Below are 24581 nucleotides of genomic sequence, written 5' to 3'. Positions count from 1 at the left end.
GGTCGGCGACGGCCCTGGGGTTACCGGCTCAGCGGCGGGCGTGTTCCTCCCGGCCGGCCGGGTCGGCGTCCACCCCGTCGAACGCGGGCGCTGCGTCGACCGCGTCGGCACCCACCGCCACCGCACGGCCGGGGTCCGGCAGGTCGAGGCTGGAGCGCAGGGTAACCGGGCGCAGCAAGAGCGCCGCCACGACACCGACCACCGCGATCGCGGCCGAGATGAGGAAGATGTGCCCGGTCGCGTCCCCGTACGCGGCACGGACGATCTGGCGTACCGGCTCGGGCAGCGCGTCCAGGTTGAGTGTGCTGCCGCCACCGCCGGTGGTGGGGATGCCGGCCGCGGCGAGGTCGTGGGTGATCCGGTCGGTGACCTGCCGGGCCAGGACCGCGCCGAGCACCGAGACACCGATGGTGCCGCCGAGCGACCGGAAGAAGGCCACGCTGGCGCTGGCCGCGCCGATGTCCTTGAGCGCCACCGTGTTCTGCACCGCGAGCACCAGGTTCTGCATGGTCATGCCGACGCCGACGCCGACGACGAACATGGCCACCCCGACGATGACCAGCGAGGTCTCGTGGTCGATGGTGCCGAGCAGGGCGAATCCGGCGACCAGCACGATCGCCCCGAACACGATGTACGGCTTGATCTTCCCGCTGGTGGTGATCATCCGGCCGGCCACGATCGAGGAGATCAGCACGCCGGCCATCATCGGGATGGTGAGCAGGCCGGCCTCGGTCGGGCTGTAGCCGCGGCCGATCTGGAAGTACTGGCCGAGGAAGACCGCGCCGCCGAACATGGCCATGCCGACCGCGAGGCTGCCCAGGATGGCGAGCGCGGTGGTGCGCTCGCGGACGATGTGCAGCGGCACCACCGGCTCGGCGGCCCGCGCCTCGACCCGGACGGCGAGCGCCAGCAGCAGCACCGCGCCGCCGACCATGGCGGCGGTCTGCCAGGAGAGCCAGGCGAACGAGTCGTCGACGAAGGAGATCCAGATCAGCAGCACGCTGACGCCGGCCGCGATCAGCGTGGCGCCCAGGTAGTCGATCTTGACGTTCTGCCGGCGCACGGTGGGCAGGTTCAGCGTGATCTGGAGCAGGAACAGCGCGATGATCGCGACCGGCACGCCGACGAAGAAGCACCAGCGCCAGCCGAGCCAGGAGGTGTCGACGATGAGGCCGCCGAGCAGCGGGCCGCCGACCGTGGCGAGCGCCATGACGCCGCCCAGGTAGCCGTTGTACCGCCCGCGTTCGCGCGGCGGGATCATCGCCGCGATGGCCACCTGGACCAACGCCTGGAGGCCGCCGACGCCGATGCCCTGGAAGGCCCGGGCGGCGATGAGCTGGCCGGCGCTCTGCGAGAAGCCGGCCGCCACGGAGCCGACCAGGAAGACCACGATGGCGACCTGGATCAGCAGCTTCTTGCTGAACAGGTCGGCCAGCTTGCCCCAGATCGGGGTGGTGGCCGTGGCGGTGAGCAGGGTGGCGGTGACCACCCAGGTGTACTGCGTCTGCGAGCCGTTGAGCGCGCCGATGATCTTCGGCAGGGCCGTCGAGACGACGGTGCTGCTCAACATGGCCACGAAGAGCACGAGCAGCAGCCCGCTGAGTGCCTCCAGCGTCTGCCGCCGGCTCATGGGCGCGGCCTCGGCCGTCGCGGTGGGTGCGCTCATCGCGCGGTCCTCCAGGTGTGTCGGATAGGTCGCCTCTTGGTTGCCTCAAGCAATCATCAACAAATGTTGCCCATCAGGCAACTTTGCCCGTTGAGAAAAGGATCACGTACGCTGGCCGGCATGGACGAGTGCACCGGCCTGCGGGAGCGGAAGAAGGCGGCCACCCGCCTGGCGCTGCACGAGGCGGCCCTGCGGCTGGCTGTCGAGCACGGCCCGGACCGGGTCACCGTGGAGGCCATCGCCGACGCCGCCAACGTCTCCCGGCGCACGTTCTCCAACTACTTCGCCGGCAAGGAGGAGGCACTCTTCCACGGCGACACGATGCGGCTGCGTCGGATGCTGGAACTGGTCGCGGCGCAGCCCACCGAGCTGCCGCCCTGGGCCGCGCTGACCCGGGCCGCCCTGGCCCAGGCCGACGAGGGGTACGACGACCCGGCCGAGCCGTGGCTGAGCCGGCGCCGCCGGCTGCACGGCCACCCGAGCCTGGCGGCCCACCAGGTCGGCGCGTACACGGCGATCGAGCGGGAGCTGTCCGCCGAGATCACCCGCCGGCTCACCGGCGCCGACGCGCCGCTGCGGGCGCGGGTGCTGGCCGCCACGTTCCTGGCCACGCTCCGCGTCGCCGCCCAGCAGTGGATCGAGCACCCGGACGCGCCGCTGCGCGACGTGCTGCGCGACGTGCTCGCCCACGCCACCCCCGAGGCCGGGGGACTGCCCGATGAAACCCGCATGGCGGCTGAGCTGGGCTGACACACTCGGCCGGTGGGCGGCGACCGGTGGCGCAAGGGGCTCGGGCCCTCGGCGCGGGTCGCCCCGGCCGCCCGGGTCGACAAGTTCGAGATCTTCTTCGACCTCGTCTTCGTGGTGTCGTTCTTCATCATCACGCGGGCCACCGCCGCCAACGTGACCGGACGGGAGCTGCTGCACGCGCTGCTGGCGCTCGCCGTGCTCTGGTGGTGCTGGGTGGTGCACAGCGCGGTGGCCGCCCGGCTGCGGCTGGGCGAGGGCTTCGTGCCGATCCTCATGGTGGTCGGCATGGTCGCGTTGTTCACGTTCGCGCTGGCCCTGCCGCAGGCGTTCGGCGACCTGCGCCAGGGCACCGCCGGGCCGATCCTGGTCACGGTCAGCTACGTGGTCATCCGGGTCGTGCACACGTCGCTCTACTGGTACGCCACCCGCGACGACCCCGCGGCCCAGCGCAAGATGTGGCTGTTCCTGCCCGAGGTGCTGCTCTCCACCTGCCTGCTGCTGGTGGCCGCGTTGCTGCCGCCGCAGGTGGACCCGGAGACCGGGCCGTGGCTGCGCGACGCGCTGTGGATCGCCGTGGTGGTGATCCAGTACAGCAGCGGGCTGCTGGCCGGCACCGACGGCTGGAAGATCACCTCGGCGGAGCACTGGACCGAGCGCTACGACCTGATCCTGATCATCGCGCTGGGCGAGTCGGTCATCTCGGTCGGCGTCGGCGGCAACCTGCTCGGCAAGCCGGTGACCTGGCCGGCCATCCCGGCGGCGATCTTCGGCATCCTGTTCACCGCCGCGCTCTGGTGGGCCCACTTCGACATGGTCGGGCCGGCCGCCCGGATCGCGTTGCACGCCGCCCAGGGCCACCCGCGGGTGGCGATGGCGCGCGACGCGTACGCCTATCTCTACCTGCCCATGATCGCCGGGGTCATCCTGTTCGCGCTCGGCGCGGAGGAGCTGGTCCGGACCGTCACCGACCCGGTGGGCGGCGCGGCGGAGCGGGGCCACGGGCCGGCGGTGCCGCTGCTCTTCGTCGGCGTGATGGTCTACCTGGCCGCCAACATGGCGTTCCAGTGGCGCACGCTGCGGACGCTGTCGTGGACCCGGCTCGGCACGCTTGTCGTGCTGGCGGTCACGCTGCCGATCGGCCGTCACCTGTCCGCGCTCGGCGCGCTCGGCCTGCTCACCGCGATCTGCCTGGCGCTGGTCGCGGTCGAGCTGGTGATCTTCGCGGACGCCCGCGTGGCGCTGCGCCGGGCGGTACACCAGGAGCGGGCCAGCGCCGAGGAGAACGAGGCCGCCTGGCGGGCCCGGTGGCACGACGGCGAGTCGGAGTGACCGCGCCGATCCGCCGCTCGACGCGGGCCGTAGAGTCTCCGGGTGATCGAGATCGCCACCGAGGTCGACCTGTTCCACCAGCCCGCCCGGATCTGGCGGGCGTTGACCGAGCGGGCGCTGCTGGCCAAGTGGTTCGCCGACAGCACACCGCGGGACGACCACTGGACACTGGCGACCGCGGCGCTGCCCGGCTACGACGCCGACACCGAGGTGGAGCTGGTCGAGCTGCGCGCGCCCCGACGGCTGGTGGTGCGGTGCCGGGAGGGCGACCGGGCCACCCGGCTGGCCTGCGACCTCACCCCCAGCGGGCACGGCACCCGGCTCTCCGTCCGCGAGGTGCTGGAGGAGGGCGACTGGGACGCCGACGCGCGTGCGGAGCAGCACGAGCGGGCGCTGACCGGACGACTGCCGGCCATCCTCGACTGGCTCGCGTTCCAGGAGGTGGACCTGCGCCGCGCCGAGGGCGGGCTGACCGCGGAGCTGCCGGTGATCCGCCTGCTCGGTGACGAGCGCGGTCGCCCCCGACGGCGGGTCCTGCTGGCCGCGGGCGCGGTGACGCTGCTCGCCGGCGCGGCCGGGGCGTCGCTGTGGGCGACCCGGGACACCCCGCCGTCGCCGGCCGCCCCGCCGCCGTCGTCACCGGCGCTGGTCCTGCCCACCACCGCGCCCGCCGCGTCGCCGCGGCCCACCACCGCCCGGCCCACGCCGAGCGCCAGCCGCCGCAGCGCCTCCCCCTCGCCGTCGCCGTCGCGCTCCCCCAGCCGTACGCCGAGTCCGACGCCGTCGGTGGCCGCCGTCGGGCTGACCGCGACGTACCAGACCGTCACCGACCGGGTCTTCGGCTACCGGGGCGAGGTGGTGCTACGCAATCCCGGACCTGCCCCCCGGTCGGAGTGGACGGTGACCGTGACGCTCGGCGACGGGGCAAGCGTGGGCTCGGTCAACGGTGCGGAGGCGGCGCAGGACGGCGTCGTGGTCACGTTCACCGGCCCCGAGCTGCCGCCCGAGGGCTCCACCACCATCCGCTTCGACGTCCGGGACCCGGACCCGCTGCACGACGCCCCGGAGTCCTGCGCCGCCGACGGCACCCCCTGCACCACGTCCTGATCCTCCGGGGATCATTCACATATTTCTATCGTTGAGGTCATGGGAGCGCTCCCGTAACATACCTGACGCGGCTGTTAACGCTCACATCACAATCGCCCCCGCGAATGCGCGAGCCGCCACCACCACAGGAGGAAGCCCCATGTCCAGATCCAGAGCGGCCCATGTCGGCCTGGTCTCGGCCGGTGTCGCGTTGCTGGCCTCGGCCGGTGTCGTCGCGGCACTGCCGGCCGGCGCGGCGGCCGCCGGTTGTTCGGTGAAATACACCGTGTCGTCGCAGTGGGGCGGCGGCTTCGGCGCCGAGGTCGCCATCACCAACCTCGGCGACCCCCTCAACAACTGGACGCTGACCTGGTCCTACGGTGCCGGCCAGACCGTCACCCAGGCCTGGAACGCCACCGTCACCCAGAGCGGCGCGAACGTCACCGCCAGGAACGTCGACTACAACGGCGCCATCCCCACCAACGGCACCACCTCGTTCGGCTTCAACGGCGCGTGGACCAGCAGCAACCCCGCCCCCACCAGCTTCGCGCTGAACGGCGTCACCTGCACCGGCGGCACCGCCCCCACCACGCCGCCCACGTCGTCGCCCACCACGTCGCCGACCAGCTCGCCCACCCCTCCGCCCACCACGACGCCGCCGCCGAGCGGCACCTGCAACCTCCCGTCGACGTACCGGTGGTCGTCGACCGGCGCGCTGGCGCAGCCGAAGTCCGGCTGGGCGTCGCTGAAGGACTTCACCGTCGCCCCTTACCAGGGCAAGCACCTGGTGTACGCGACCACGCACGACTTCGGCTCGTCGTGGGGCTCGATGAACTTCAGCCCGTTCACGAACTGGTCGGAGATGGCCTCGGCCAGTCAGAACGGCATGTCGCAGGGCACCGTCGCGCCGACGCTGTTCTACTTCGCCCCGCGCAACATCTGGGTACTGACCTACCAGTGGGGCGGCACGGCCTTCTCCTACAAGACCTCCACCAACCCGACCAACCCCAACGGGTGGTCGTCGGCGCAGCCACTGTTCACCGGCAGCATCTCCGGCTCCGGCACCGGCCCGATCGACCAGACGATCATCGGTGACGACCAGAACATGTACCTCTTCTTCGCCGGCGACAACGGCAAGATCTACCGGGCGAGCATGCCGATCGGGAACTTCCCCGGCAACTTCGGCTCGAACTACACCACGATCATGAGCGACAGCACGAACAACCTGTTCGAGGCCGTCCAGGTCTACAAGCTCCAGGGCCAGACCCGCTACCTGATGATCGTCGAGGCCATCGGCGCGCAGGGCCGCTACTTCCGGTCCTTCACCGCGACCAGCCTGAACGGATCGTGGACACCGAACGCGGCCACCGAGAGCAACCCGTTCGCCGGCAAGGCCAACAGCGGCGCCACCTGGACCAACGACATCAGCCACGGCGAACTGATCCGCACCACCGCCGACCAGACCTTCACCGTCGACCCCTGCAACCTGCAACTGCTCTACCAGGGTCGGGCCACCAACTCCGGCGGCGACTACGGCCTGCTGCCGTACCGCCCGGGTCTGCTGACGCTCCAGCGCTAGTCGGGCGAGGAGAGATGCGATGAGGAAACTCAGACTGCCCCGTACCGCGCTGGTGACGGCCGGCACGGTGCTGCCGCTGGAGGTGACCGCCCACCAGGGCGACGGCAAGGTCACGCTGGTCATCCTGAACCGCTCGACCAGCGCGGTGAGCGCGAGCGCGCCATCTCCACCGTGGTGCTGACCCTCTGAAAACGGTGGGGGGCGGGAGCGGCTGCGCCACTCCCGCCCCCCACGCCGGGCTCAGCTCGCGTACGTCTCGAACTCGCCGACCCTCGGCGTACCGTTCGAGCTGTTGATCTTGAAGTTGATCTTCTGGAGCGACGTGGCGGCGAAGCTGATCGCACCCGCCCCGCTCCCCGAGGCGAGGACCGCGCCGGTGTCGTTGTTGACGAGCTGCCAGGACCCGATCGAGCCCTGGGTGCCGGACGGTTCCCGAATGATCACCCGGGACACCCGGGTGGCGGAGCCCCACTTGATCGAGATGGTGCCGGTCGAACCGGACGGCGACCACCAGGTGCCGAGGTTCGCGTCGCGCACGTTGCCGTAGCTGGTGCCGTCGGCCTTGCTGGAACCGTCCGCGCCGGCGCCGGAGGCGAGGCTCAGGTTGGTCCCGCTGGGCGGCGGCGGGGTGGTGGTCGTCGGCGGCGGGGTGGTTGGCGCGGGCGTGGTCGGCGCGGGCGTGGTCGGCGTCGGGGTGGTGGGCGGCGGGGACTGCGGCGTGCAGTTGCCGTCCGACGTCCGCAGGCCGGTGTTGGCGCCCGCCGTCTGGCGGACGATGTCCGGCACGCAGCTCGCCCCGTCGAGACGGTACGAGTAGGGGATGGCGACCGTGGTGGTGGACGTCGGGTTCGGCCCGGCCGGGTAGTTCTCGTTGCCCGGGGCCGACCAGGTCACGTTGTCGAAGATGTTGCCGCCGACCTGCCAGGTGCCGCGCTCGTTGGTGTAGAACGTGCCGAGCACGTCCTTGGAGTTGCGGAAGTAGTTGTTCTCCACCTTGGCCCGGGCGCCGGCGCGGGAGTTGATGCCGGACTCGTGCAGCCCCGAGTAGTGGTTGTTGTACATGTGCGCGACACCGCCGCGCAGCAGCGGCGTGCGGGAGTCGATGTTCTCGTAGAGGTTGTGGTCGAACGTGATGAAGCTGTTCGACCGGTCGCTCTCGCTGGAGCCGATGAGCCCGCCGCGGCCGGAGTTGCGCAGGATGCTGTAGGACAGCGTCACGTACTGGGTGTCGTCCTTCATGTCGAAGAGGCCGTCGAAGCCCTCCGCCTCCCCGCCGGACGCCTCCAGCGTGACGTGGTCGACCCAGATGTTGCGGACCGTGCTCTCCATGCCGATGGCGTCGCCGCCGTTGGAGGTGGGCGAGCCCGACTTCTTGACGTTCCGCACCGTGACGTTCTGGATGATGATGTTGCGGGAGTCGCGGATGTGGATGCCGAGCTGGTCGAAGACCGCGCCGCCGCCCACCCCGATGATGGTGACGTTGCTGATCTGCTTCAGCTCGATCACGCCGGCCGCGGTGTTGCAGCTCGAACCCGAGACCTTGGTGGTGTTGCCGTGGTTGATGGTCCCGGAGACCTCGATGACGATCGGGGTGCTGCTGCTGGCCCGGTTGCAGAGCGCGGCGTGGATCGCGGTCCCGGTGGTGGCCCGCACCGTCTGCCCGCCCGCGCCGCCGGTGGTCCCGCCGTTCTGGGTCGCGAAGCCGGTGGCGGTCCCAGCCGCCGCCGACGCCTGCGGGGTCGGCATGGCCACGGCGACCGCGACCCCCACCGCCGCCGTGGCCAACGTGGCCTGAAGTCGCCGTGTGACTGGTCGTTCCATGGACGCCTCGATTCGTTTTCGCGCATGCCGGATCGACCGGCTGCCGCCGAACAGGAAAAGGTGAATAGCGGCGACACGATCAGGCGCGTCACCAGCGGTTCCCATCCATTCGCGGCGCCCGGCCCGCGAATGAAACATCGATGTGACGCAATCGTAAGAAAGCGCTTTCGCTCAGGGCAAGGGCTGGCGTTTGCAGGTTTTTTGCACTACTGCGGACCCGGCGCACAGGCGTGCGCCGGGTCCGTGGACGACATCCCCTAGGCGGCGGGGGCGCAGCAGGCGTTCTCGGCGGGCTTCTCCAGCCGTGGCGAGTCGGCCTTGACGGTGTAGACCTCCCAGCGCTCGTCGCCGGGGCCGCGCACCCACACCTTGTCCTGCAACGCGTAGCAGCACTCGGTGTCGTTCTCGGCCAGCGTGACGAGGCCGGAGTCGGTCAGGCGACGGGTGGCGGCGTCGACCTCGTCGGTGCTGGGCACCTCGACGCCCAGGTGGTCCAGCGCGGTGGGCTGCTCGGCCTCCCCCTCGAGGAGGACGAGCTTCAGGGGCGGGTTCTCGATGGCGAAGTTGGCGTAGCCGGGGCGACGCTTGGCCGGCTCGACGCCGAACAGCTTGGCGTAGAACGCGACGGAGCCTTCGAGGTCGGACACGCGCAGGGCGAGCTGGACTCGGGACATGGCGACTTTCTCCTTGTCTAGATGACTGTCGAAGCAGCCCCCAGGTTGCCGCCTGTTTCGACATCTGTCAAGCTAGACGTATGTCAAAACAAGCGACCCCGGACGCGGTCGCCTGCTGCGCCCCGATCGCGGCCCGCCCCCTGGGGCCCGATCAGGCCGCGGTGATCGCGCCCCTGTTCAAGGCGCTGGGTGACCCGATCCGGCTGCGGCTGATGTCGATGATCGCCTCGGTGCCGGAGATCTGCGTCTGCGATCTCACCCCGGCCTTCGACCTGTCCGGGCCGACCATCTCGCACCACCTCAAGGTCCTCCGCGAGGCCGGCCTGGTCGACGCCGACCGGCGCGGGACCTGGGTCTGGTACCGCGTCCGGCCCGAGGCGCTCCGGCAGCTCGGCGCGCTGCTGGAGACCACGGCCGCCGCCGGTGACGGGCACCCGGCGTGAGCCTCCCCCTGTCCCGGCGGGCGTCGGCCGAGTTCGCCGGCACCGCGCTGCTGGTCACCGCCGTCATCGGCTCGGGCATCGCCGCCACCCGGCTGTCCCCCACCGACACCGGGCTGCAACTGCTGGAGAACGCGATCGCCACCGCCCTCGCCCTGGGCGCGCTCATCCTGACGTTCGGCCCGGTCTCCGGCGCGCACCTCAACCCGGTCGTCTCCGCCGTCGACTGGTGGCTCGGCCGCCGCGCCGGCACCGGCCTGACCGGGCGCGACCTCGCCGCGTACGCGATCGCCCAGACCGCCGGCGCGGTCACCGGCGCCGTCCTCGCCCACCTGATGTTCGACCTGCCGGCGATGGCCTGGTCCCGCACCGACCGGAGCGGCGGGCACCTGTGGCTGGCCGAGGTGGTCGCCACCGCCGGCCTGGTCCTGCTGATCTTCGCGCTGGCCCGCTCCGGCCGCACCGCCGCCGCGCCGGCCGCGGTCGGGGCGTACATCGGCGCGGCCTACTGGTTCACCTCGTCGACCTCGTTCGCCAACCCGGCCGTCACGGTCGGCCGGGCGTTCTCGGACACGTTCGCCGGCATCGCCCCGGCCTCGGTGCCCGGCTTCCTGGTCGCCCAGGTCGTCGGCGGTCTGGTCGCCGTCGCCGCGCTCGCCCTCTGGTACCCCCACGCCGGCGACGACGCCGACGCCGTGGTCGTGCCCCACCTCACCCCGGAGACCGAAGCCCGATGAGTCACCAACCCACCGTCCTGTTCGTCTGCGTCCACAACGCCGGCCGCTCCCAGATGGCCGCCGGCTGGCTGCGCCACCTCGCCGGGGACGCCGTCGAGGTGCGCTCCGCCGGCAGCGAACCCGCCGACCGGATCAACCCGGTCGCCGTCGAGGCCATGCGCGAGGTCGGCATCGACATCACCGACCGGACGCCGGCCCGGCTCACCTGGGACGCCGCCGAGGCCAGCGACGTCATCGTCACCATGGGGTGCGGCGACGCCTGCCCGGTGTTCCCCGGGAAACGCTACGAGGACTGGCAGCTCACCGATCCGGCCGGCCGGTCGCTGGACGTCGTCCGTCAGGTCCGCGACGAGATCCGGCAGCGGGTGGCGCACCTGATCAGCACGCTCGACGTTCCGGCCTAGCCGACGCCCGGGCACTACCGCTGACCGGCCCGTTCGGGGTGGGGCGGGGCGTGGTCGCGGGGGCGGGCGGCGCCCCGGGTGCGTTGGATGAGCACCACACAGGCCAGCACCGCCCCGGCCACGGCGACGGTGGCCGGGGTGATCGCCTCGCCGAGCAGCAACGCCGACCAGACCAGCGTGAGCACCGGCTGGACGAGCTGGATCTGCCCCACCTTGGCGATGCCGCCCCGGGCCAGCCCGGCGTACCAGGCGAAGAAGCCGAGGAACATCGAGACCAGCGTGAGGTAGCCGAACGCGGTCCAGCCGGCGGCACCGGCCCGCGGGTGGTGGGCGGCGGCGGCCACCGCCGTGACCGGGATCGTGACCGGCAGCGAGAGCAGCAACGCCCAGCAGATCGTCCGGGCGCCACCGAGCTGACGGGCCAGCACGCCGCCCTCGGCGTACCCGAGGCCGCACAGCACGACGGCGGCGAGCAGGAACAGGTCCGCCAGGGAGAGCGTGCCGCGCATCGAACCGCCGGCGGCGAGGAACGCGAGCACCAGCGCCAGCCCGGCGGCACTGGCGAGCCAGAACAGCGGTGGCGGTCGTTCGCCGGCCCGGAGCACCGCGAAGACCGCCGTCATGGCGGGCAGCACGGTGACGACGACCGCGCCGTGCGCGGAGGTCTGCGTGGTGAGCGCGAGCGACGTGAACAGCGGGAAGCCGACGACCACGCCGAGCGCGACGACGGCCAGTCGCCGCCACTGGACCGGGGTGGGGCGCGGGGCCCGGGTCAGGCGGAGGTACGCCGCCGCGAGCAGCGCCGCGCCGACGGCCCGTCCGAACGCGACGAACCACGGGTCGAGCGTGTGCACGGCGACGCGGGTGGCCGGGAGCGACATGCTGAACGCCAGCACACCCAGCGCGCCGAGCGCGACACCGGCGCCCGGCCGGGCCGTTACCGTCGTGGGTTCAGTAGCGCTACTCTGTTCCGTCATGAATGATGGTAGCGCTACCGACCGCGTTGTCCACCACCTGCGTACGCTGGTGCGGGCCACCGCGCCCGGGACGCGGCTGCCGTCGGTGCGGGAGCTGACCGCCCACCACCACGCCTCCCCGGTGACGGTCGCCGAGGCGACCCGGCGGCTCGTCGCGGAGGGGCTGGTCGAGACGCGGTCGGGGCGGGGCGCGTTCGTGGCGGCCCGGCGCGTCGACCCGCCCCGCCCGGACCTGTCCTGGCAGACCGTCGCGCTGGGCTCCCGGCGCTCCGGCGGCGAGGAGATGCAGGCGCTCCTGGCGTTGCCGCCGGCCGGGGCCATCCCGTTGACCGGCGGCTACCTGGACACGGAACTCCAGCCGGCCGTCGCGCTCGGCGCGGCGCTCGCCCGCGCGGCCCGCCACCCGGCGGCGTGGCAACGCGGCCCGGTCGAGGGGCGCGCCGACCTGCGGGCCTGGTTCGCCCGCGAGACCGGCGGCGGCCTGCGCGCCGAGGACGTGGTGATCTGCCCGGGCGGGCAGGCCGCGCTCGCGTCCACCCTGCGGGCGCTCACCGTGCCCGGCGACACGTTGCTCGTCGAGTCCCCCACCTACCTGGGCGCGCTGGCCACCGCGCACGCCGCCGGGCTGCGGGTGGTGCCGGTGCCCGCCGACGCCGACGGGGTCCGCCCCGACCAGCTCGCCGCCGCGTTCGCCCGCACCGGCGCCCGGTTGTTCTACTGCCAGCCGCTGCACGCCAACCCGCACGGCGCGACGCTCAGCCCCGCCCGGCGGGCCGAGGTGGCGACCGCGATCCGCGAGGCCGGCGCGTTCCTGGTCGAGGACGACTACGCCCGGGACCTGACCATCGACGGCGAGGCGCCGCCACCGTTGGCCGCCGACGACCCGGACGGACACGTGGTCTACCTGCGCTCGCTGACCAAGCCGGCCGCCCCCGGCCTGCGGATCGCCGCGCTGGGCGCGCGCGGGCCGGCCGGGGAACGCCTGCGCGCCGCCCGGCTGCTCGACGACTTCTTCGTGGCCGGGCCGCTGCAACAGGCCGCGTTGGAGTTCCTCGCCGCGCCGGCCTGGGACCGGCACCGCCGTACGCTGCGCAAGGAGCTGCGGGCCCGCCGGGACGCGCTGCTCGCGGCGCTGGACCGCCACCTGCCGGCGCTGACCCCGCCCGACGTCCCCCGCGGCGGCCTGCACCTGTGGGTCCGGTTGCCGGACGGCGCCGACGACGTCGCGGTGACCGCGCGGGCCGCCGCCGAGGGGGTCACCGTGTTCCCCGGGCGACCCTGGTACGCCGCCGAACCGCCCGCGCCGCACCTGCGCCTCACCTACGCCGCCGCCCGGCCGGAGATGATGGACGAGGCGGTCCGCCGGCTAGCCGTCGCACTCGGACGCTGACGCCCGGCCCGACCCCGCCACGCCCGGCGGCAACCACATGGCGGGATCGCGCCGGAAACGCACAGCACAGGGGGTGACCGGTTACGGTGTGTCGGGCACAGTAGTCCCGTGAACGATACTCGTAGCGAATCGGCAACCGGCCCGACACCAGCGATCCGGGTCGCCGTGCTCGGCGCACCCAGCCTGTGCCGGACGCTGGTGGCCGGGGTGGTCGCGGCGGCGGCCGACTTCGAGGTGGTGGCCGAGGGCGACCCGGACGCCGGCGGCCTGTGCCGCCGCGCCGACCTGGCGTTGCTCGACCTCAACCCGGAGGACGAGCCGGCGACGGTGGTCGCGGCACTGCGCGCCGCCGCGCCGGACTGCGCGGTCGTGGTGCTGACGAACCGGCCGAGCGCCCGGGTGCTGCGACTGGTGCTGAACCTGTGCGTGCGTGGGGTGGTCGCCAAGGACGTGCCACCGGAGGAGATGCTCACCCAGTTGCGGGCCGTCGCCCAGGGGCGCCGCGCGATCGACCCGCTGACCGCCGTCGCCGCGCTGGACACCGTGGTCAACCCGCTGAGCGAGCGGGAGCGGGAGGTGGCCGCCACCGCCGCGAAGGGTCTGCCCAGCCGGGAGATCGCCGCGGTGCTGCACCTCGCTCCCGGGACGGTCCGCAACCATCTGTCCAGCCTGCTGCGCAAGACCGGCGGCCGGAACCGCTGGGAGGCGGTGCAACGCGCCCAGGAGGCCGGCTGGATCTGACAACAGGCCGACACCGGGTGTCGTCGGCACAGTGACTTAAATAAGATTCCTGACGGCTGGTTATCAGTTGTTCACGATAGGTCAGGAAGACGGGGGTCATGGCAGGGAGACGACATGGTCCGCACGCTGCTCGCGCTCAAGGGACGGCTGGTCCGGGGCGCGCTCGCCCACCTGCTGACCGCCCAGGGCGACATCGACGTGGTCGCTGAGGCGGACACTCCCCACGCCGTCCGGGCCGCGCTGCTCGGCGAACGCCCCGACGTCACGGTGGTCGACGTCGACGTCGTACCGGTGAACCAGCTCGCCCGGCTCGCCGCCGCGGCCGACGGCAGCCACGGCGGCCGGCTGCTGGTGCTGGTGGACCAGCGGCGGGCCGGGCGGCTGCGCGCGATGCTCGCCGAGCATCGCGGGTGGATCGGTTTCCTCAACCACGACGTGCCGCCCGAACGGATCGCCGAGGGGGTCCGGCAGATCGCCGACGGTCAGGTCGTGCTCGACCCGGACCTGGTCGTCGCCGCGCTCGAGGTGGCCGACAATCCGTTGACCCCCCGGGAGCGGGAGGTGCTGGACGTGGTCGCCGAGGGCCTGCCGGTCCGCGAGGTCGCCCAGAAGCTGGGCGTCTCACCGGGCACGGTCCGCAACCACCTCTCCCACATCATGGCCAAGACGGGCGCCCGGACCCGCTGGGAAGCGGTGCGGACCGCCCGGGAGTCCTGCTGGATCTGACCGGTCGCCGCCGCCCTCCCAGTAACCCACCATCTCCCGGTACGCTGCCGAACCGGCCAGCAGCCCGTGGTGACTGTCCAGGTGGGCCTGCCCGCCGTCGAGCAGCAGCACGCGCCGGGCCCGCACCGCCGAGCTGATCCGGTGCGCGATCACCACGAGGGTGCCGGGCCGGGCGGCGAACGCCATTTCCAGGCGCGCCTCGGTGGCCGGGTCCAGGTGGCAGGTCGCCTCGTCGAGGATGAGCAACGGCGCCGGCGACAGCCAGGCCCGCAGCAGCGCCACCTGCTGGCGCTCCCCGGCGGAGAGCCCCGCCGGCCGCAGCGTCGCGTCGAGGCCACCGAGCCGGGCCACCAGCTCGGCCAGGCCCAGCCGGTCCGCCGCCCGGCGGATCGTCGCGTCGTCCAGGTCGGGCCGCAGGTAGCGGACGTTGTCCCGGACCGTGCCGGTGAACACGTACGCCTCCTGCGGGATCAGCACCCGGCGGGCGGCCAGCTCGGCCGGCGTCGCCACGCCGGTCGGCGTGCCCGCGACGCGGACCGTGCCCGAGTCGGGGCACAGCACGCCGGCCATCAGCCCCGCCAGTGTGGACTTGCCGATCCCGCTCGCGCCGACGATTGCCAGGTGGTCGCCGGCCGGCACGGTCAGGTCGAAGCCGTCGAGCACCGGCGCGGCGTGCGGCCCGTACCGGAACGTCACCGCCCGCAGCGACAGCGCGGGCGCGGCCGGATCGGGCGGCGGCGCCGCCGTCGCCACGCCGCTCTCCCCCGGGGGTACGCAGGTGCGCAGCAGCCGGTCGAGGGTGACCACGAAGCGCAGGCCACCGGCCGCCACCCCCTGGAACAGCGTGTGCAGCGCCGGCTGGATGCCGTGCACGACGTAGACCAGCGCGCCGAGCAGCGCGCCGGCCCCGAGACCGCGCCCGAGCAGCCACGGCGCGGCCAGCAGCAGCACCGGCACCGGCAGCCACCCGCCGACGGCCAGGCTCAGGCTGCGCGCGGCGGCCATGGTCGCCAGCCGCCGCTCCACCCGCGCCTGCGCGTCGACGTGCCCACCGAGCCAGCCGACGACCCGGTCCCCGGTGCCGCTGACCAGGACGTCACGATGGCCGCTCACGGCGACCACCGCGTCCCGGCCGAGCCGCTCACCGGCCCGGACGTAGTCGCGTTGCCGGACCACCATCGCCGGCAACGCCGCGACGAAGAGCAGCAGGCCGGCGAGGACCGGCACGGTCACCAGCAGCGCGACCGGGACCGCCAGGGAACAGAGGCCGACCACGGCCGCGCCGGCGGCGAACACGAAGCCCCGGACCACCATCAGCAGGCCGGCCCAGGTGTCCCGGACCATTTCCACCTGGTGGGTCAGCCGGGTCACCGCCGCGTCGTCGACCCGTCCGTCGCTCGCGCCGGCCAGCGTGCCCGCGACGACCCGCCGCAGCAGGTCGTCCCGGAACGGCTCCACCACGTCGCCCAGCAGCCCGTACGCCTGCCGGGTGCCGAGCGCGCCGACCAGCACCGCGAGCGCCAGCAGGCCCAGCCAGAGCAGCCCGACACCGGGCCGGCCGGCCAGGAAGCCGCCGTCCACGGCCCGGGCGGTCAGCAGGCCGCTCAACGCCGCCGGCAGCGCCTCGGCCAGCGACCAGCCGGCCAGCCGCAGCAGCGGACGGCGTCGCGTGGACAGCTCCGCGCGGACCACCGCGCCGACGGTGGTCACGACCGGAACACCGCCCGGTACGCCGGGTCGTCCCACAACTCCCGGTGCGGGGCGACCGCGCGTACCCGGCCACCGTCCACCCAGGCCACCAGGTCGGCGCGGGCCGCGGTGCCGACCCGGTGGCTCACCACCACCCGGGTACGCCTGTCGTCGCGGCCGGTGAGCGTGTCCACCACCCGGTGCTCGGTCACCGTGTCCAGGCTGGACGTGGCGTCGTCGAGGATCAGCAGCCGTTCGGCGCGCAGCGCGCGGGCCAACCCGAGGCGCTGCCGCTCGCCGCCGGAGAGGGCGAGCCCGGCCAGCGGGGTGCGGTAACGCTCGGGCAGCCGCTGCACCACGTCGTCGACCTCGGCGGCGCGGGCCAGCGGCACCGGGTCGCCGCCGCAGCCGACCGCCGCGCCGACCGTGTCACCGACCAGCACCGGCCGCTCGAAACCGTAGCCGACCGCCCGGCCCAGCGCCGTCGGCGTCAACTCCGGCAGCGGCACGCCGTCCAGGCGTACCTCGCCGGCGTCCGGATCACGCAGCCGGCCCGCGACGGCCGCGAGCAGCGACTTGCCGGCGCCGGACGGCCCGACGACGGCGAGGAGCGTGCCGCCGGGCACCCGCAGGTCGACCCGGTCGAGCAGCGGACGCCCGGCGTCGTCGCGGACCTCCACGCCGCTCAGCTCCAGCCGGCCCGACCCGGGCGGCAGGTCCCGGCCGCCGGGCGGGCGGGGCGGCTCGTCGAGGATCTCGGCGGCCCGGCCGCAGCCGGCACGGACCCGCACGGCGGTGTTGACGGCGGCGATCGCGGCGCCCAGTCCGGCGCCGATCGTGGCGTACTGGAGGGCGGCCAGCAGTTCCCCGGGCGTCAGCCGACCGGCGGACAGGGACCAGCCGCCGACGGCGACGACCGCCAGTTGCAGCAGCGGGTTCAGCAGGGCGCCCCGGGCCGCCGCGCCGGCGAGCACCCGCCAGGTACGCAGGCCGTGGCGGCGCAGCTCGGGCAGCGGCGCGAGCACCCGCTCGACCTCGTGCCCGGCGGTGCCGGCGGCGGTGATCGTCCGTGCCCCGGCGAGCGCCTCGACCAGTCGTCCGGCCAGGTCGCCCTGGGCCCGCTGGTAGCCGGCGACCGCGCCGGACGCCTCGCTGACGAACCGCCGCAGCAGCACGGCCAGGAGCACCAGCCCGACCACGAACGTCAGGCCGAGCCAGGGATCGAGCAGGGTGAGCGCGACCAGGCTGCCCAGCGGTGGCAGCAGCACGCTGCCGGCCAGCACGGCCGTCGGGGCGGCCTGCCCGGCGTCGGCGACCTGCCCCACCAGCCGGCCGACCAGGTCACCCACCGGCCGGCGGCCCACGGTGCGCGGATCGAGCGCGAACAGGTGGCGGATCAGGGCGTGCCGCAGCGCGGCGACCGAGCGGGCGCCGGCCGCGCCGGTGCCGTAGTCGTGGGCCGCCCGCGCGCCGATCAGCACCAGCACCAGGGCGACGACCACCGCGAGCCACCGGCCGGGCGGGGACTGCGGCGCGGCGTCGACGGCGGCGTCCACCGCCCGACCCAGCACGGCGGGAAGCGCGAGCTGGGCCGCCGCCTCCGTGACGGCGAGCACCGCCAGCACCGGCGTCCACCAGCCGGCGAACGCCACGGCGCGCAACGCGAGCCGGTCGGCGGGGGTCATCGGGCCTCCCACGGGCGCGGGCCCCGGACCGGCGTGAGCCGGCCCGGGGCCAAGCGACTGATCGTCAGTGGCAGGTGGTGACGCTCAGCGAGCTGTCGCCGCAGAGCAGCAGGCTGGCCTGGCTGCCACCACCGGTACGCTCGGCGGCCGGCAGTTCCATCCCCTGGAGGTCGAGCAGAGCCATGTCGGTTCCTCTTTCTCTCGTGACGTCGATGATCGGGTAGGTCAGTGGCAGGTGGTGACGCTCAGCGAGCTGTCGCCGCAGAGCAGCAGGCTGGCCTGGCTGCCACCACCGGTACGCTCGGCGGCCGGCAGTTCCATCCCCTGGAGGTCGAGCAGAGCCATGTCGGTTCCTCTTTCTCTCGTGACGTCGATGGTCGGATGGGTCACTTGCAGGTGGTGACGCTCAGCGAGCTGTCGCCGCAGAGCAGCAGGCTGGCGTTGCTGCCACCGCCGGTACGCTCGGCGGCCGGCAGCTCCATCCCCTGGAGGTCGAGCAGAGCCATGTCAATTCACCTCATTCCACGTCTCGGGTGGTGGCTTCGGGTCACCCCGGGGGAACCGGGGGGTTCGGTGGCCGTTCAGTCCGCGCCCGCGACGCGCGTCGCGCCGGGCAGCGGGGTCAGGAACGGCAGGTGGAGCGCGTCGTCCGGCCGGGTGGCGGTGAGCGCGGCGAGCACGCCGGCGGTGCCGGTGGCCAGGTCCATGGAGAGTCGCAGCAGTTGGTCGCCGGGGAACGCGGTCCGGTCCCGGTACGGCAACGCGTGCCAGCCGAGCAGCCGGGCCTGCTCCCGGGCCGCGTCCCGCTCCCCCCGCTCGGCGAGGTACGCGACGATCCCGGCGCGGCCGGCGAAGAGCCCGGACTGCGCGTAGAACGGGAAGTCGGCGCAGCGGCGGATCGCGGTGGCCTGGTCGCGCAGCTCGTCGTCGGGCCGGTGCCGCAGATAGTGATCGAGCACCAGTCCGATGCCGACACTGCCCTCGGCCAGGTAGGGCATGGTCCGCCACCCCTCGTTGACCTCCAGGTGCCCGGCGTCGCGGCGGACGCAGCGGCGGAGATCCTGGCGCAGCGCGGTGCCCGCGTGGTCGAGCAGCTCGGCGTCGCCGTGCCGCTCGTACATCCGCAGCAGCATCAACGCCACGCCGGCCCCGCCCCGGGCCAGCCCGGCGTACGGGTGCCGCCCGCCGCTGATCTCGGCGACCGAGTCGACGTCGCCGAGCCGGCCGACCACCACGTCGACGGCCTGCCGGGCCGCGTCGGCGTAGCGCCGCTCGCCGGTGAGCGCGCCGAAGTGGGCGAGGTTGAGCGCGACGCCGGACAGCCCGCCGGTCAGGTCGTCGCGCAGTTCGGTCCAGGGCTGGTCGAGGCAGAGGTCGAGCAGGCGCAGCGCCTCGTCCCGGTGGCCGAGCAGGTCCAGCACGTACGCGATGCCGTGCAGCCCGTCGTAGAAGCCGAGCCGGCTGCCGGAGGCGGGTTGGCGGACCCGGTCGATCAGCCACCGTTCGTGCGCCGGGTCGGTGCCGGCGCCGCTGACGTGCAGCGCCCAGAGCACCCCGGCCGCGCCGTACGCGAGGTTGAGGCCGCCGTCGGCGCCGGCGAACTGGCGGATGTCGCCGGGGAAGAGCCGGTCGTCGCGCTCCGGGGTGGCGCTGGCGGTGATCGCCTCGGCGAGCCGGTCGCGCAGACCGGGCCAGTCGTCCGGGTCGATCGTGACCGCGCGGCGCAGGTCCGTCGGTCGGCCGCCCCCGATCACGTCGACCGACTCGTCCAGCAGCTCGCGCGGCACCGGGAAGTTCTCGGCGATCACGTCGGCCAGGTGCGCCGCCTTGGCCGGAGCCAGCCGCAGCATCGCGGTCAGCGGCAGGAACAGGGCGAGCCGCAGGCAGGCCAACGCGTACCTGTCGACGTCGACGCCGGTGCGGTCGCGGGGCGCGGCGAACGCCTGGTTGCGCAGCGCGGGCCGGGTCGCCTCGGCGACGTCGGCGGCGACCTCGAAGTCGATGAGCGTCACCGCGCCGTCGTCGCCGACCATGATGTTGAACATGTGCAGGTCGCCGTAGACGACGCCGTGCGCGTGGATGGCGGCGACCGCCTCGGCGACCTGGCGGTGCACGTCGAGCGCCCAGCGGGTGTAGTCGGCCCGGTCGGCGTCGAGGTGCACCAGCGGGTATCGCTCGACCACCACCTGGTTGAGCGGCCGGCCCTCGACGTACGCCAGGGCGAGGAACTCGTGCCCGCCGAACTCGAACTCGTCGTGCACCCGGACCAGGTGCGGCACGTCGGCCAGCCGGCGCAGCGTCTGCGCCTCGCGGCGCAGCCGGGTGACCGCGTCGGTGCCGGTGGCGTCCAGTCCGGCGTGCGGCCGGGCCTCCTTGAGCACCACCCGCTGGTCGGTCCGCGTGTCGCGGGCCTCGTAGAGGCCGCCGCCGTTCGAGAAGTGGATCACCTTCTCGATCCGGTACGGCAGGTCGGTGGTGCTGGCCGCGTTCCGGGCGGCCAGGTGCGGGGCGAGGAAGTCGGGCAGCGTCACCCACTCCGGCACGTGGAACACCGGGTCCCGCCGGTCCGGCACCAGCGTGCCGTCCGGGCTCTCGATCGCCGGCACGGTCTGCCCGTCGTCGGAGACGCAGTAGCGGGCCGCGAAGCCGCCGTAGCGCAGGTGCACCGGGCCGTCGCCGTAGCGCAGGTCGCTGAGGATGTACGGCCCGGTCTCGCCGTCGAGCAGGTCGGCGAGTTCCTTGGCGGTCAGCTCCAGCTCGGCGTCGTCACGCGGGTAGACGGTGACGAACTTCCCGCTGGCGCCGCGCCGGGCGTACTTGCTGTTGCGCATGAGCAGCAGCCGCGGGCCGCGCAGGTGCTTGAACGCGATGCCACGGGGCCGGCAGTAGTCCGCCACCCGGGCCAGCACGCGCTCCGCGTTGTCGAGCCGCGCCGACACGTGGATCTTCCAGCCCTGCGCGGGGAGGGTCCCGCCGACCGGGCCGTGGATCAGCCAGTCGTCCTTGACCTCGCACTCCCAGCCCTCCGGCACCGGGCCGGTCGGGTAGGCGTCCGCGTCGGCCGTGGTGCCGGCCAGCGAGTCGTAGAAGAGCGGATCGACCGCGCAGTACGAGTCGTACCGTTCGTCCATTTCGGTTGCCTCCACCGGCTGATCGGTTGACGTCAATCCTGCGGATGGCGGAGGCGCGGGCCCAGTGCGACAAGTCACGACCCACCGATGAGTTTCACCCTGCGAAGTCGTGACAACAGCGGAGTTTGAACTCACGAATGCCGCGTGACCAGTCCCTGCGCGGCCCGCTTTCGTCGATCTTGGACTTGCGGTGCCACGGTATGCCGGTTTCGCTCCTTATCGGAGGTGCCACAACTCCAAGATCGATGAACGGCTACTGTCCTACCCCGACAACGGCGCCGCACCGAGCGCCGTACGCTCCACGGACGTGACCGCGATGTCGAACACCACCAGAAGACCGTCCCGAGCGTTCGGCGCTGTCGCGCTGCTGGCCACGCTGTTCCTGGCCGCCGGCTGCGCTTCGGAGCCCGCCACGCCACGGACACCTGCGGCCCCGCCGTCACCCGCGCAGCCCGTCCGCAAGCTCCGGATGCCGGACACGCTGCTCGGCCTGCCGAAGAGCATGAGCCGCGTGGCCACCGGCGCGGCCAAGCAACACCTCGACACGTTGAAGCGGGACGTCGCACCCGTGACCAGCGCCGTCGGCTGGGCGTACGGCAACGACGACCCGGACGCCGACATGGTCTACATCACCGGCGTCTCCGGCACCGTCACCGACGGGCCCGGGCTGATCGACCGTTCCCTCCAGCCGTACCGCATCGAGTCACCCAAACCGGTCGAACCAGGGGAACTTGGCGGCACGGCCCGATGTGGCCAGGGACGCTCCGGCGACGGAAGCCATCTCGTCGTCTGCGCCTGGGCCGACGACCAGACCCTGGGCATCGTCGCCTTCGTCTCGTCCCGACCACAGGGCGACCGGACGGCCCAGTTCCACGAGGTGCGCAGCGCCATGACGGAAACGGCCGCGTGACGCCCGGGTAGGCATCGCAGGGAACCACGGTGGTCGGGCTCCCGGACGGGCTCAGCGCATGTCAAGACCGTGCGCGAGTGGTGCGATCACCGGCACCGCATCCGGGTGACAGGCGACCCGCGCGGCCAGGTCGCGCGCCATGGGGCGGTGGCGGATTTCGGCCGGCGCGAGGCGCTCCGCCCGGGCCAGCGCCTTCGCCGCGCGCTCGGCGTCACCCACCATGAGGTACGCCCGCGCGGCGTCCACCAGATGCGCGGCGCGATGCTCCAGCGGCAGCCACCGCCACCCGTCCCCCGCGATCGCCGCCTCGTGCCGGGCCACCGCCTCCGCACCGTCGCCCCGTTCCACGGCGGCGACCACCCGTGCCACGTCCACCGCCGCCGGCCCGAACGCGGTCCGACAATGGTCGTGCCCGTCGCCCACCCGGGCGGCCATCTCCGCCGCCTCGTCCAACAGGTCACCGGCGGCACGCCCGTCACCGGCCCGCGCCGCCGTCAACGCCGCCTGCGCCAGCAGCGTCCCGCACAGCGACAGCTCCTGCGGCGTACCCGAATCGCTGTCGCGCGGCGCGACCCGGTACGCGGCGGCCAACAGCACCGACCGTGCCCGCGCCGACGCCCGTAGCACCGGCCCGAGCTGCACCGCCGCGCAGGCCAACAGGACCCGGTCCCCCGCCGCTGCCGCCATCGCCCGGTCGGCGGCCAGCCAGGCGAGACTCGCTTCGTCCAGCTTGGTCAGCAGCGCCGCCGCGACCCGGTACGCGTCCACCACCGCCGTCCGCCCCGCCTGCGGATTCCGCGCCTGCCCGCGTTGGACATCGGTGAGCAACGCCGGGAGCTGCTCCATGAGCTGCGGATAGCGGGCGTGCCGATAGGTGTCCCAGGCGTGCGCCACGGCCTGAGCCAACCGGCCCGGCGACGTGTCCGGGCCGGCCGTCATGCCGTACGTGGACAGGGCCGCCCGGATGCGCGCCACGCCCTCGCCGCGCTCAGCCACCTCGGCCGGCCGGACGTCGTGGCCGAGCAGCGTCGCCGCGTCGACCCGCAGCACCGCCGCGATCTCCCAGATCGTCGACACCCGTTCCAGCGAACGTACGCCGCGCTCCACCTTGTCGACCCAGCTCTTCGACTTGCCCAGCCGGTCGGCGAACGTCTGCTGGGAGAGCTTGCGGCGCACCCGCAGGTAGGCGACGCGTCGGCCGATCGGCACCCGCTCACCGGTCACGACGCCACCGCCGATCCGGCACCGCGCGGGTGGTGTCCTCGACGGGTGTTCGGTCCGCCTCGGCCTGCGCGATGATCCGCTGCCGAGCGGCCTCCTGCTCGGCGGCTTCCGCCTGCTCGCCTCGGCTGTCTCCCTGATCACGTCGGTTGCCCATCGGTGGTCCCTTCGATGAGGGCACGGCGATGGGCTCGCCACCGTCGCGCCGGAAGGAGACGCGAGCGGATCACCGCATCCCTGTGATCGGGACGCTACGGAATGTGTGCGGATCGACTGGAACGCCTACGCACCACTACTGCGTCGTGAGGCTCATTCGTTCACAGAGGCCCCGCAGCTCGGGTGATGCTGCTCCCCTGCGCAGCAACGACCGCGCCGTCTCGCGGGCGGCGACCGACGAGCGAGCGTGCTGCGGGCCGACGCGCTCGGCCGCGAGCAGCATCCGCACCGCCTCACGATCCCGGCCGACCGCCTCGGCAGCACGTCCCATGTCGAGCCAGAAGTACACCTGCCGCACCGGCGGCAGGCCGGTCAGGTCCACTCCGGTCGCCGTCGCCATGGCCGCCTCCGGGCGGCCCGTGTCGAGCAGGAACGCCATTCGCCACAGCGCCACGTTCCGTGGCCCCCAGGCGAGGTCCCAACTGTCCGTCTCCCCGGTGCGCGCGGCGATCAGCCCCGCCTCGACGAGATGGTCCTGCGCGCCGGCGGGGTCACGTAGGCCGGCGAGGTGCAGTGCCCGCGCGAGGTGCAGGAACCCCAGCACATCCAGCGCCCCCTGCGCCGCACTGCCCGCGAGGTCGGCCGCCGCCGCGTCGCACCATGCCCGCGCCGGTCGGTACGCCCCCGAGTAGGCGGACACCCGCGCCCGGTTGGCCGCCGCCACGCCGACCGCGACCGGGTCGTCGAGCAGCCCGGCGGCTTCGGCACACCGCTCCGCCGCCAGCCAGGCATGTGCCGGATAGCTCACGTTGAGCAGTGCGCCCATCGCGACGCCGTACAGCGGGACCATCTCCGTCAACGCGGCCCGGCGATCGGCCAGACCGTGCATGGCCGGCACCAGATCGACGAGCCGCCGCAGCGCGCCCGCGTAGTCGCACCGTCCGTACAGGTCCCGCACAAGGGCTGCCTCACGGCGCACCTGCTCGACCACGGCCGTGGTGTCGGAGCGTACGCCCATGGGATTGTCCATCATGGCCCGCCACAGGCGCTCGGCGTCGATGCGCGCGGCGTCGAGCTGCCGGTCGGCCGGCGTGTACGCCTGCCCGGTCAGGTCGACCGCCGAACATTCGAGCGCGGCGGCCAGATCCACGATCATGTAGCGGTCGGTGCGCTGCTGACCCCGCTCGATCCGGGACCAGGACGTGTGCGAGATGCCGGCGCGGCTGGCCGCGTACCGGATGCTCCACCCGCGCAGCTCGCGGCGGGCTCGGATGCGGTCACCGATCGACGGATCGGCGGGGATCGGACGACGAGGCATCAGCGGCGCTCCCACACGACAAGCGACCATGCCACAACTTGGTGGCGGGCTGGCAACAGTGGACGGTACACCGAATGCGCCGACAAGGGTCACATCCACGCAGTGGTGTGGAGCCGCGAGTCTGTGCCCGTGGAGGGAACCGATGTCGTCG

At 73.4% G+C, this 24581-nt stretch carries 25 protein-coding genes; 12 read left to right on the top strand and 13 right to left on the bottom strand.

Annotated elements, in window-relative coordinates; all coding sequences use genetic code 11:
* Positions 1-28: 28 nt before the first annotated feature.
* A complete protein-coding gene (locus TPA0908_RS22305; RefSeq protein ID WP_281940868.1) occupies positions 29-1666 on the bottom strand; it encodes an MDR family MFS transporter in 1638 nt (545 codons plus the stop codon).
* A gap of 120 nt (positions 1667-1786) precedes the next feature.
* Between TPA0908_RS22305 and TPA0908_RS22300 the strand changes: the two genes are divergently transcribed.
* The 5 genes from TPA0908_RS22300 to TPA0908_RS22280 all read left to right on the top strand — a co-directional run bounded on the left by TPA0908_RS22300 (position 1787) and on the right by TPA0908_RS22280 (position 6591).
* Entirely contained in the window at positions 1787-2416 is a 630-nt protein-coding gene (locus TPA0908_RS22300; RefSeq protein WP_281940866.1) for a TetR/AcrR family transcriptional regulator, read from the top strand.
* A gap of 12 nt (positions 2417-2428) precedes the next feature.
* Positions 2429-3745 carry a low temperature requirement protein A gene (locus TPA0908_RS22295; protein WP_281940864.1) on the top strand — a complete coding sequence of 439 codons (1317 nt, stop codon included), beginning with the start codon at positions 2429-2431 and terminating at the stop codon, positions 3743-3745.
* A 42-nt stretch (positions 3746-3787) separates the two neighbouring features.
* The gene (locus tag TPA0908_RS22290) at positions 3788-4852 is read left to right on the top strand and encodes an SRPBCC domain-containing protein (RefSeq protein ID WP_281940863.1); all 1065 of its coding nucleotides are present in this window, start codon (positions 3788-3790) and stop codon (positions 4850-4852) included.
* A gap of 139 nt (positions 4853-4991) precedes the next feature.
* Positions 4992-6410 carry a non-reducing end alpha-L-arabinofuranosidase family hydrolase gene (locus TPA0908_RS22285; RefSeq protein WP_281940861.1) on the top strand — a complete coding sequence of 473 codons (1419 nt, stop codon included), beginning with the start codon at positions 4992-4994 and terminating at the stop codon, positions 6408-6410.
* A gap of 19 nt (positions 6411-6429) precedes the next feature.
* Entirely contained in the window at positions 6430-6591 is a 162-nt protein-coding gene (locus TPA0908_RS22280; RefSeq protein WP_281940859.1) for a hypothetical protein, read from the top strand.
* A gap of 59 nt (positions 6592-6650) precedes the next feature.
* Here the strand turns inward: TPA0908_RS22280 and TPA0908_RS22275 are convergent, their stop codons facing one another.
* Positions 6651-8231 carry a pectate lyase family protein gene (locus TPA0908_RS22275; protein ID WP_281940858.1) on the bottom strand — a complete coding sequence of 527 codons (1581 nt, stop codon included), beginning with the start codon at positions 8229-8231 and terminating at the stop codon, positions 6651-6653.
* A gap of 257 nt (positions 8232-8488) precedes the next feature.
* The gene (locus tag TPA0908_RS22270; protein WP_107155641.1) at positions 8489-8905 is read right to left on the bottom strand and encodes an ArsI/CadI family heavy metal resistance metalloenzyme; all 417 of its coding nucleotides are present in this window, start codon (positions 8903-8905) and stop codon (positions 8489-8491) included.
* Between the two features lie 80 nt (positions 8906-8985).
* On the opposite strand from TPA0908_RS22270, the gene TPA0908_RS22265 reads away from it, so the two are divergent.
* Genes TPA0908_RS22265 through TPA0908_RS22255 form a run of 3 tightly spaced genes read left to right on the top strand, consistent with a single transcriptional unit; the run spans position 8986 to position 10486 of the window.
* Complete coding sequence (locus TPA0908_RS22265; RefSeq protein ID WP_281940855.1) at positions 8986-9348, top strand: ArsR/SmtB family transcription factor; 363 nt, start codon at positions 8986-8988, stop codon at positions 9346-9348.
* Positions 9345-10082, top strand: coding sequence for an aquaporin (locus TPA0908_RS22260; RefSeq protein ID WP_281940854.1), 738 nt, complete (start codon positions 9345-9347; stop codon positions 10080-10082). Before TPA0908_RS22265 ends, TPA0908_RS22260 begins: the two co-directional genes overlap by 4 nt.
* Positions 10079-10486 (top strand): arsenate reductase ArsC, encoded by a 408-nt coding sequence (locus TPA0908_RS22255; RefSeq protein WP_281940852.1) that lies wholly within the window; start codon positions 10079-10081, stop codon positions 10484-10486. Before TPA0908_RS22260 ends, TPA0908_RS22255 begins: the two co-directional genes overlap by 4 nt.
* 14 nt (positions 10487-10500) lie before the next feature.
* Here TPA0908_RS22255 and TPA0908_RS22250 read toward each other — a convergent pair whose 3' ends face one another.
* On the bottom strand, positions 10501-11463 hold the full coding sequence (locus TPA0908_RS22250) for a DMT family transporter (protein WP_281940850.1): 963 nt from the start codon (positions 11461-11463) through the stop codon (positions 10501-10503).
* On the opposite strand from TPA0908_RS22250, the gene TPA0908_RS22245 reads away from it, so the two are divergent.
* The 3 genes from TPA0908_RS22245 (at position 11462) to TPA0908_RS22235 (ending at position 14320) form a co-directional block, all read left to right on the top strand.
* Positions 11462-12853, top strand: a complete 1392-nt coding sequence (locus TPA0908_RS22245; protein ID WP_281940848.1) for an aminotransferase-like domain-containing protein — start codon at positions 11462-11464, stop codon at positions 12851-12853. The genes TPA0908_RS22250 and TPA0908_RS22245 overlap by 2 nt on opposite strands.
* A 108-nt stretch (positions 12854-12961) precedes the next feature.
* Positions 12962-13594 (top strand): response regulator transcription factor, encoded by a 633-nt coding sequence (locus tag TPA0908_RS22240; protein WP_281940846.1) that lies wholly within the window; start codon positions 12962-12964, stop codon positions 13592-13594.
* A gap of 114 nt (positions 13595-13708) precedes the next feature.
* Complete coding sequence (locus TPA0908_RS22235; RefSeq protein ID WP_281940845.1) at positions 13709-14320, top strand: response regulator transcription factor; 612 nt, start codon at positions 13709-13711, stop codon at positions 14318-14320.
* On the opposite strand, the gene TPA0908_RS22230 is transcribed toward TPA0908_RS22235, so the two are convergent.
* The 6 genes from TPA0908_RS22230 to lanKC all read right to left on the bottom strand — a co-directional run bounded on the left by TPA0908_RS22230 (position 14216) and on the right by lanKC (position 20825).
* Entirely contained in the window at positions 14216-16030 is a 1815-nt protein-coding gene (locus TPA0908_RS22230) for an ATP-binding cassette domain-containing protein (RefSeq protein ID WP_281940843.1), read from the bottom strand. The genes TPA0908_RS22235 and TPA0908_RS22230 overlap by 105 nt on opposite strands.
* Positions 16027-17694, bottom strand: a complete 1668-nt coding sequence (locus tag TPA0908_RS22225; RefSeq protein ID WP_281940841.1) for an ABC transporter ATP-binding protein — start codon at positions 17692-17694, stop codon at positions 16027-16029. Before TPA0908_RS22225 ends, TPA0908_RS22230 begins: the two co-directional genes overlap by 4 nt.
* 64 nt (positions 17695-17758) lie before the next feature.
* Positions 17759-17878 carry a SapB/AmfS family lanthipeptide gene (locus TPA0908_RS22220; protein ID WP_091302793.1) on the bottom strand — a complete coding sequence of 40 codons (120 nt, stop codon included), beginning with the start codon at positions 17876-17878 and terminating at the stop codon, positions 17759-17761.
* Positions 17879-17919: 41 nt separating this feature from the next.
* Positions 17920-18039, bottom strand: coding sequence for a SapB/AmfS family lanthipeptide (locus tag TPA0908_RS22215; protein WP_091302793.1), 120 nt, complete (start codon positions 18037-18039; stop codon positions 17920-17922).
* Positions 18040-18080: 41 nt separating this feature from the next.
* Positions 18081-18200: a SapB/AmfS family lanthipeptide gene (locus TPA0908_RS22210; protein ID WP_281940840.1), complete on the bottom strand. Its 120-nt coding sequence runs from the start codon at positions 18198-18200 to the stop codon at positions 18081-18083.
* Between the two features lie 75 nt (positions 18201-18275).
* Entirely contained in the window at positions 18276-20825 is a 2550-nt protein-coding gene (gene lanKC, locus TPA0908_RS22205) for a class III lanthionine synthetase LanKC (RefSeq protein WP_281940838.1), read from the bottom strand.
* 307 nt (positions 20826-21132) lie between these two features.
* Here lanKC and TPA0908_RS22200 point away from each other — a divergent pair, with 307 nt between their 5' ends.
* Positions 21133-21735 (top strand): hypothetical protein, encoded by a 603-nt coding sequence (locus TPA0908_RS22200; RefSeq protein WP_281940835.1) that lies wholly within the window; start codon positions 21133-21135, stop codon positions 21733-21735.
* A gap of 51 nt (positions 21736-21786) precedes the next feature.
* Here TPA0908_RS22200 and TPA0908_RS22195 read toward each other — a convergent pair whose 3' ends face one another.
* The 3 genes from TPA0908_RS22195 to TPA0908_RS22185 all read right to left on the bottom strand — a co-directional run bounded on the left by TPA0908_RS22195 (position 21787) and on the right by TPA0908_RS22185 (position 24397).
* Entirely contained in the window at positions 21787-22959 is a 1173-nt protein-coding gene (locus tag TPA0908_RS22195) for a helix-turn-helix domain-containing protein (RefSeq protein ID WP_281940833.1), read from the bottom strand.
* Positions 22949-23113, bottom strand: a complete 165-nt coding sequence (locus tag TPA0908_RS22190) for a hypothetical protein (RefSeq protein WP_281940831.1) — start codon at positions 23111-23113, stop codon at positions 22949-22951. The genes TPA0908_RS22195 and TPA0908_RS22190 overlap by 11 nt, the downstream gene beginning before the upstream one ends.
* 135 nt (positions 23114-23248) lie before the next feature.
* Complete coding sequence (locus tag TPA0908_RS22185) at positions 23249-24397, bottom strand: helix-turn-helix domain-containing protein (protein ID WP_281942652.1); 1149 nt, start codon at positions 24395-24397, stop codon at positions 23249-23251.
* Positions 24398-24581: the final 184 nt, after the last annotated feature.

This window comes from Micromonospora sp. AKA38, from assembly GCF_027925725.1.
Taxonomy (GTDB): Bacteria; Actinomycetota; Actinomycetes; order Mycobacteriales; family Micromonosporaceae; genus Micromonospora.
Note: the sequence above shows the minus strand (reverse complement) of the source record. Positions and strands in the feature narration are given on the sequence as shown.

Coding starts and splice junctions, on each gene's coding strand:
- TPA0908_RS22255 (WP_281940852.1), top strand. CDS start 10,079: ATGAGTCACCAACCCACCGTCCTGTTCGTCTGCGTCCACAACGCCGGC.
- TPA0908_RS22285 (WP_281940861.1), top strand. CDS start 4,992: ATGTCCAGATCCAGAGCGGCCCATGTCGGCCTGGTCTCGGCCGGTGTC.
- TPA0908_RS22270 (WP_107155641.1), bottom strand. CDS start 8,905: ATGTCCCGAGTCCAGCTCGCCCTGCGCGTGTCCGACCTCGAAGGCTCC.
- TPA0908_RS22250 (WP_281940850.1), bottom strand. CDS start 11,463: ATGACGGAACAGAGTAGCGCTACTGAACCCACGACGGTAACGGCCCGG.
- TPA0908_RS22235 (WP_281940845.1), top strand. CDS start 13,709: ATGGTCCGCACGCTGCTCGCGCTCAAGGGACGGCTGGTCCGGGGCGCG.
- lanKC (WP_281940838.1), bottom strand. CDS start 20,825: ATGGACGAACGGTACGACTCGTACTGCGCGGTCGATCCGCTCTTCTAC.
- TPA0908_RS22265 (WP_281940855.1), top strand. CDS start 8,986: ATGTCAAAACAAGCGACCCCGGACGCGGTCGCCTGCTGCGCCCCGATC.
- TPA0908_RS22305 (WP_281940868.1), bottom strand. CDS start 1,666: ATGAGCGCACCCACCGCGACGGCCGAGGCCGCGCCCATGAGCCGGCGG.
- TPA0908_RS22225 (WP_281940841.1), bottom strand. CDS start 17,694: ATGACCCCCGCCGACCGGCTCGCGTTGCGCGCCGTGGCGTTCGCCGGC.
- TPA0908_RS22220 (WP_091302793.1), bottom strand. CDS start 17,878: ATGGCTCTGCTCGACCTCCAGGGGATGGAACTGCCGGCCGCCGAGCGT.
- TPA0908_RS22300 (WP_281940866.1), top strand. CDS start 1,787: ATGGACGAGTGCACCGGCCTGCGGGAGCGGAAGAAGGCGGCCACCCGC.
- TPA0908_RS22280 (WP_281940859.1), top strand. CDS start 6,430: ATGAGGAAACTCAGACTGCCCCGTACCGCGCTGGTGACGGCCGGCACG.
- TPA0908_RS22210 (WP_281940840.1), bottom strand. CDS start 18,200: ATGGCTCTGCTCGACCTCCAGGGGATGGAGCTGCCGGCCGCCGAGCGT.
- TPA0908_RS22275 (WP_281940858.1), bottom strand. CDS start 8,231: ATGGAACGACCAGTCACACGGCGACTTCAGGCCACGTTGGCCACGGCG.
- TPA0908_RS22190 (WP_281940831.1), bottom strand. CDS start 23,113: ATGGGCAACCGACGTGATCAGGGAGACAGCCGAGGCGAGCAGGCGGAA.
- TPA0908_RS22245 (WP_281940848.1), top strand. CDS start 11,462: ATGAATGATGGTAGCGCTACCGACCGCGTTGTCCACCACCTGCGTACG.
- TPA0908_RS22215 (WP_091302793.1), bottom strand. CDS start 18,039: ATGGCTCTGCTCGACCTCCAGGGGATGGAACTGCCGGCCGCCGAGCGT.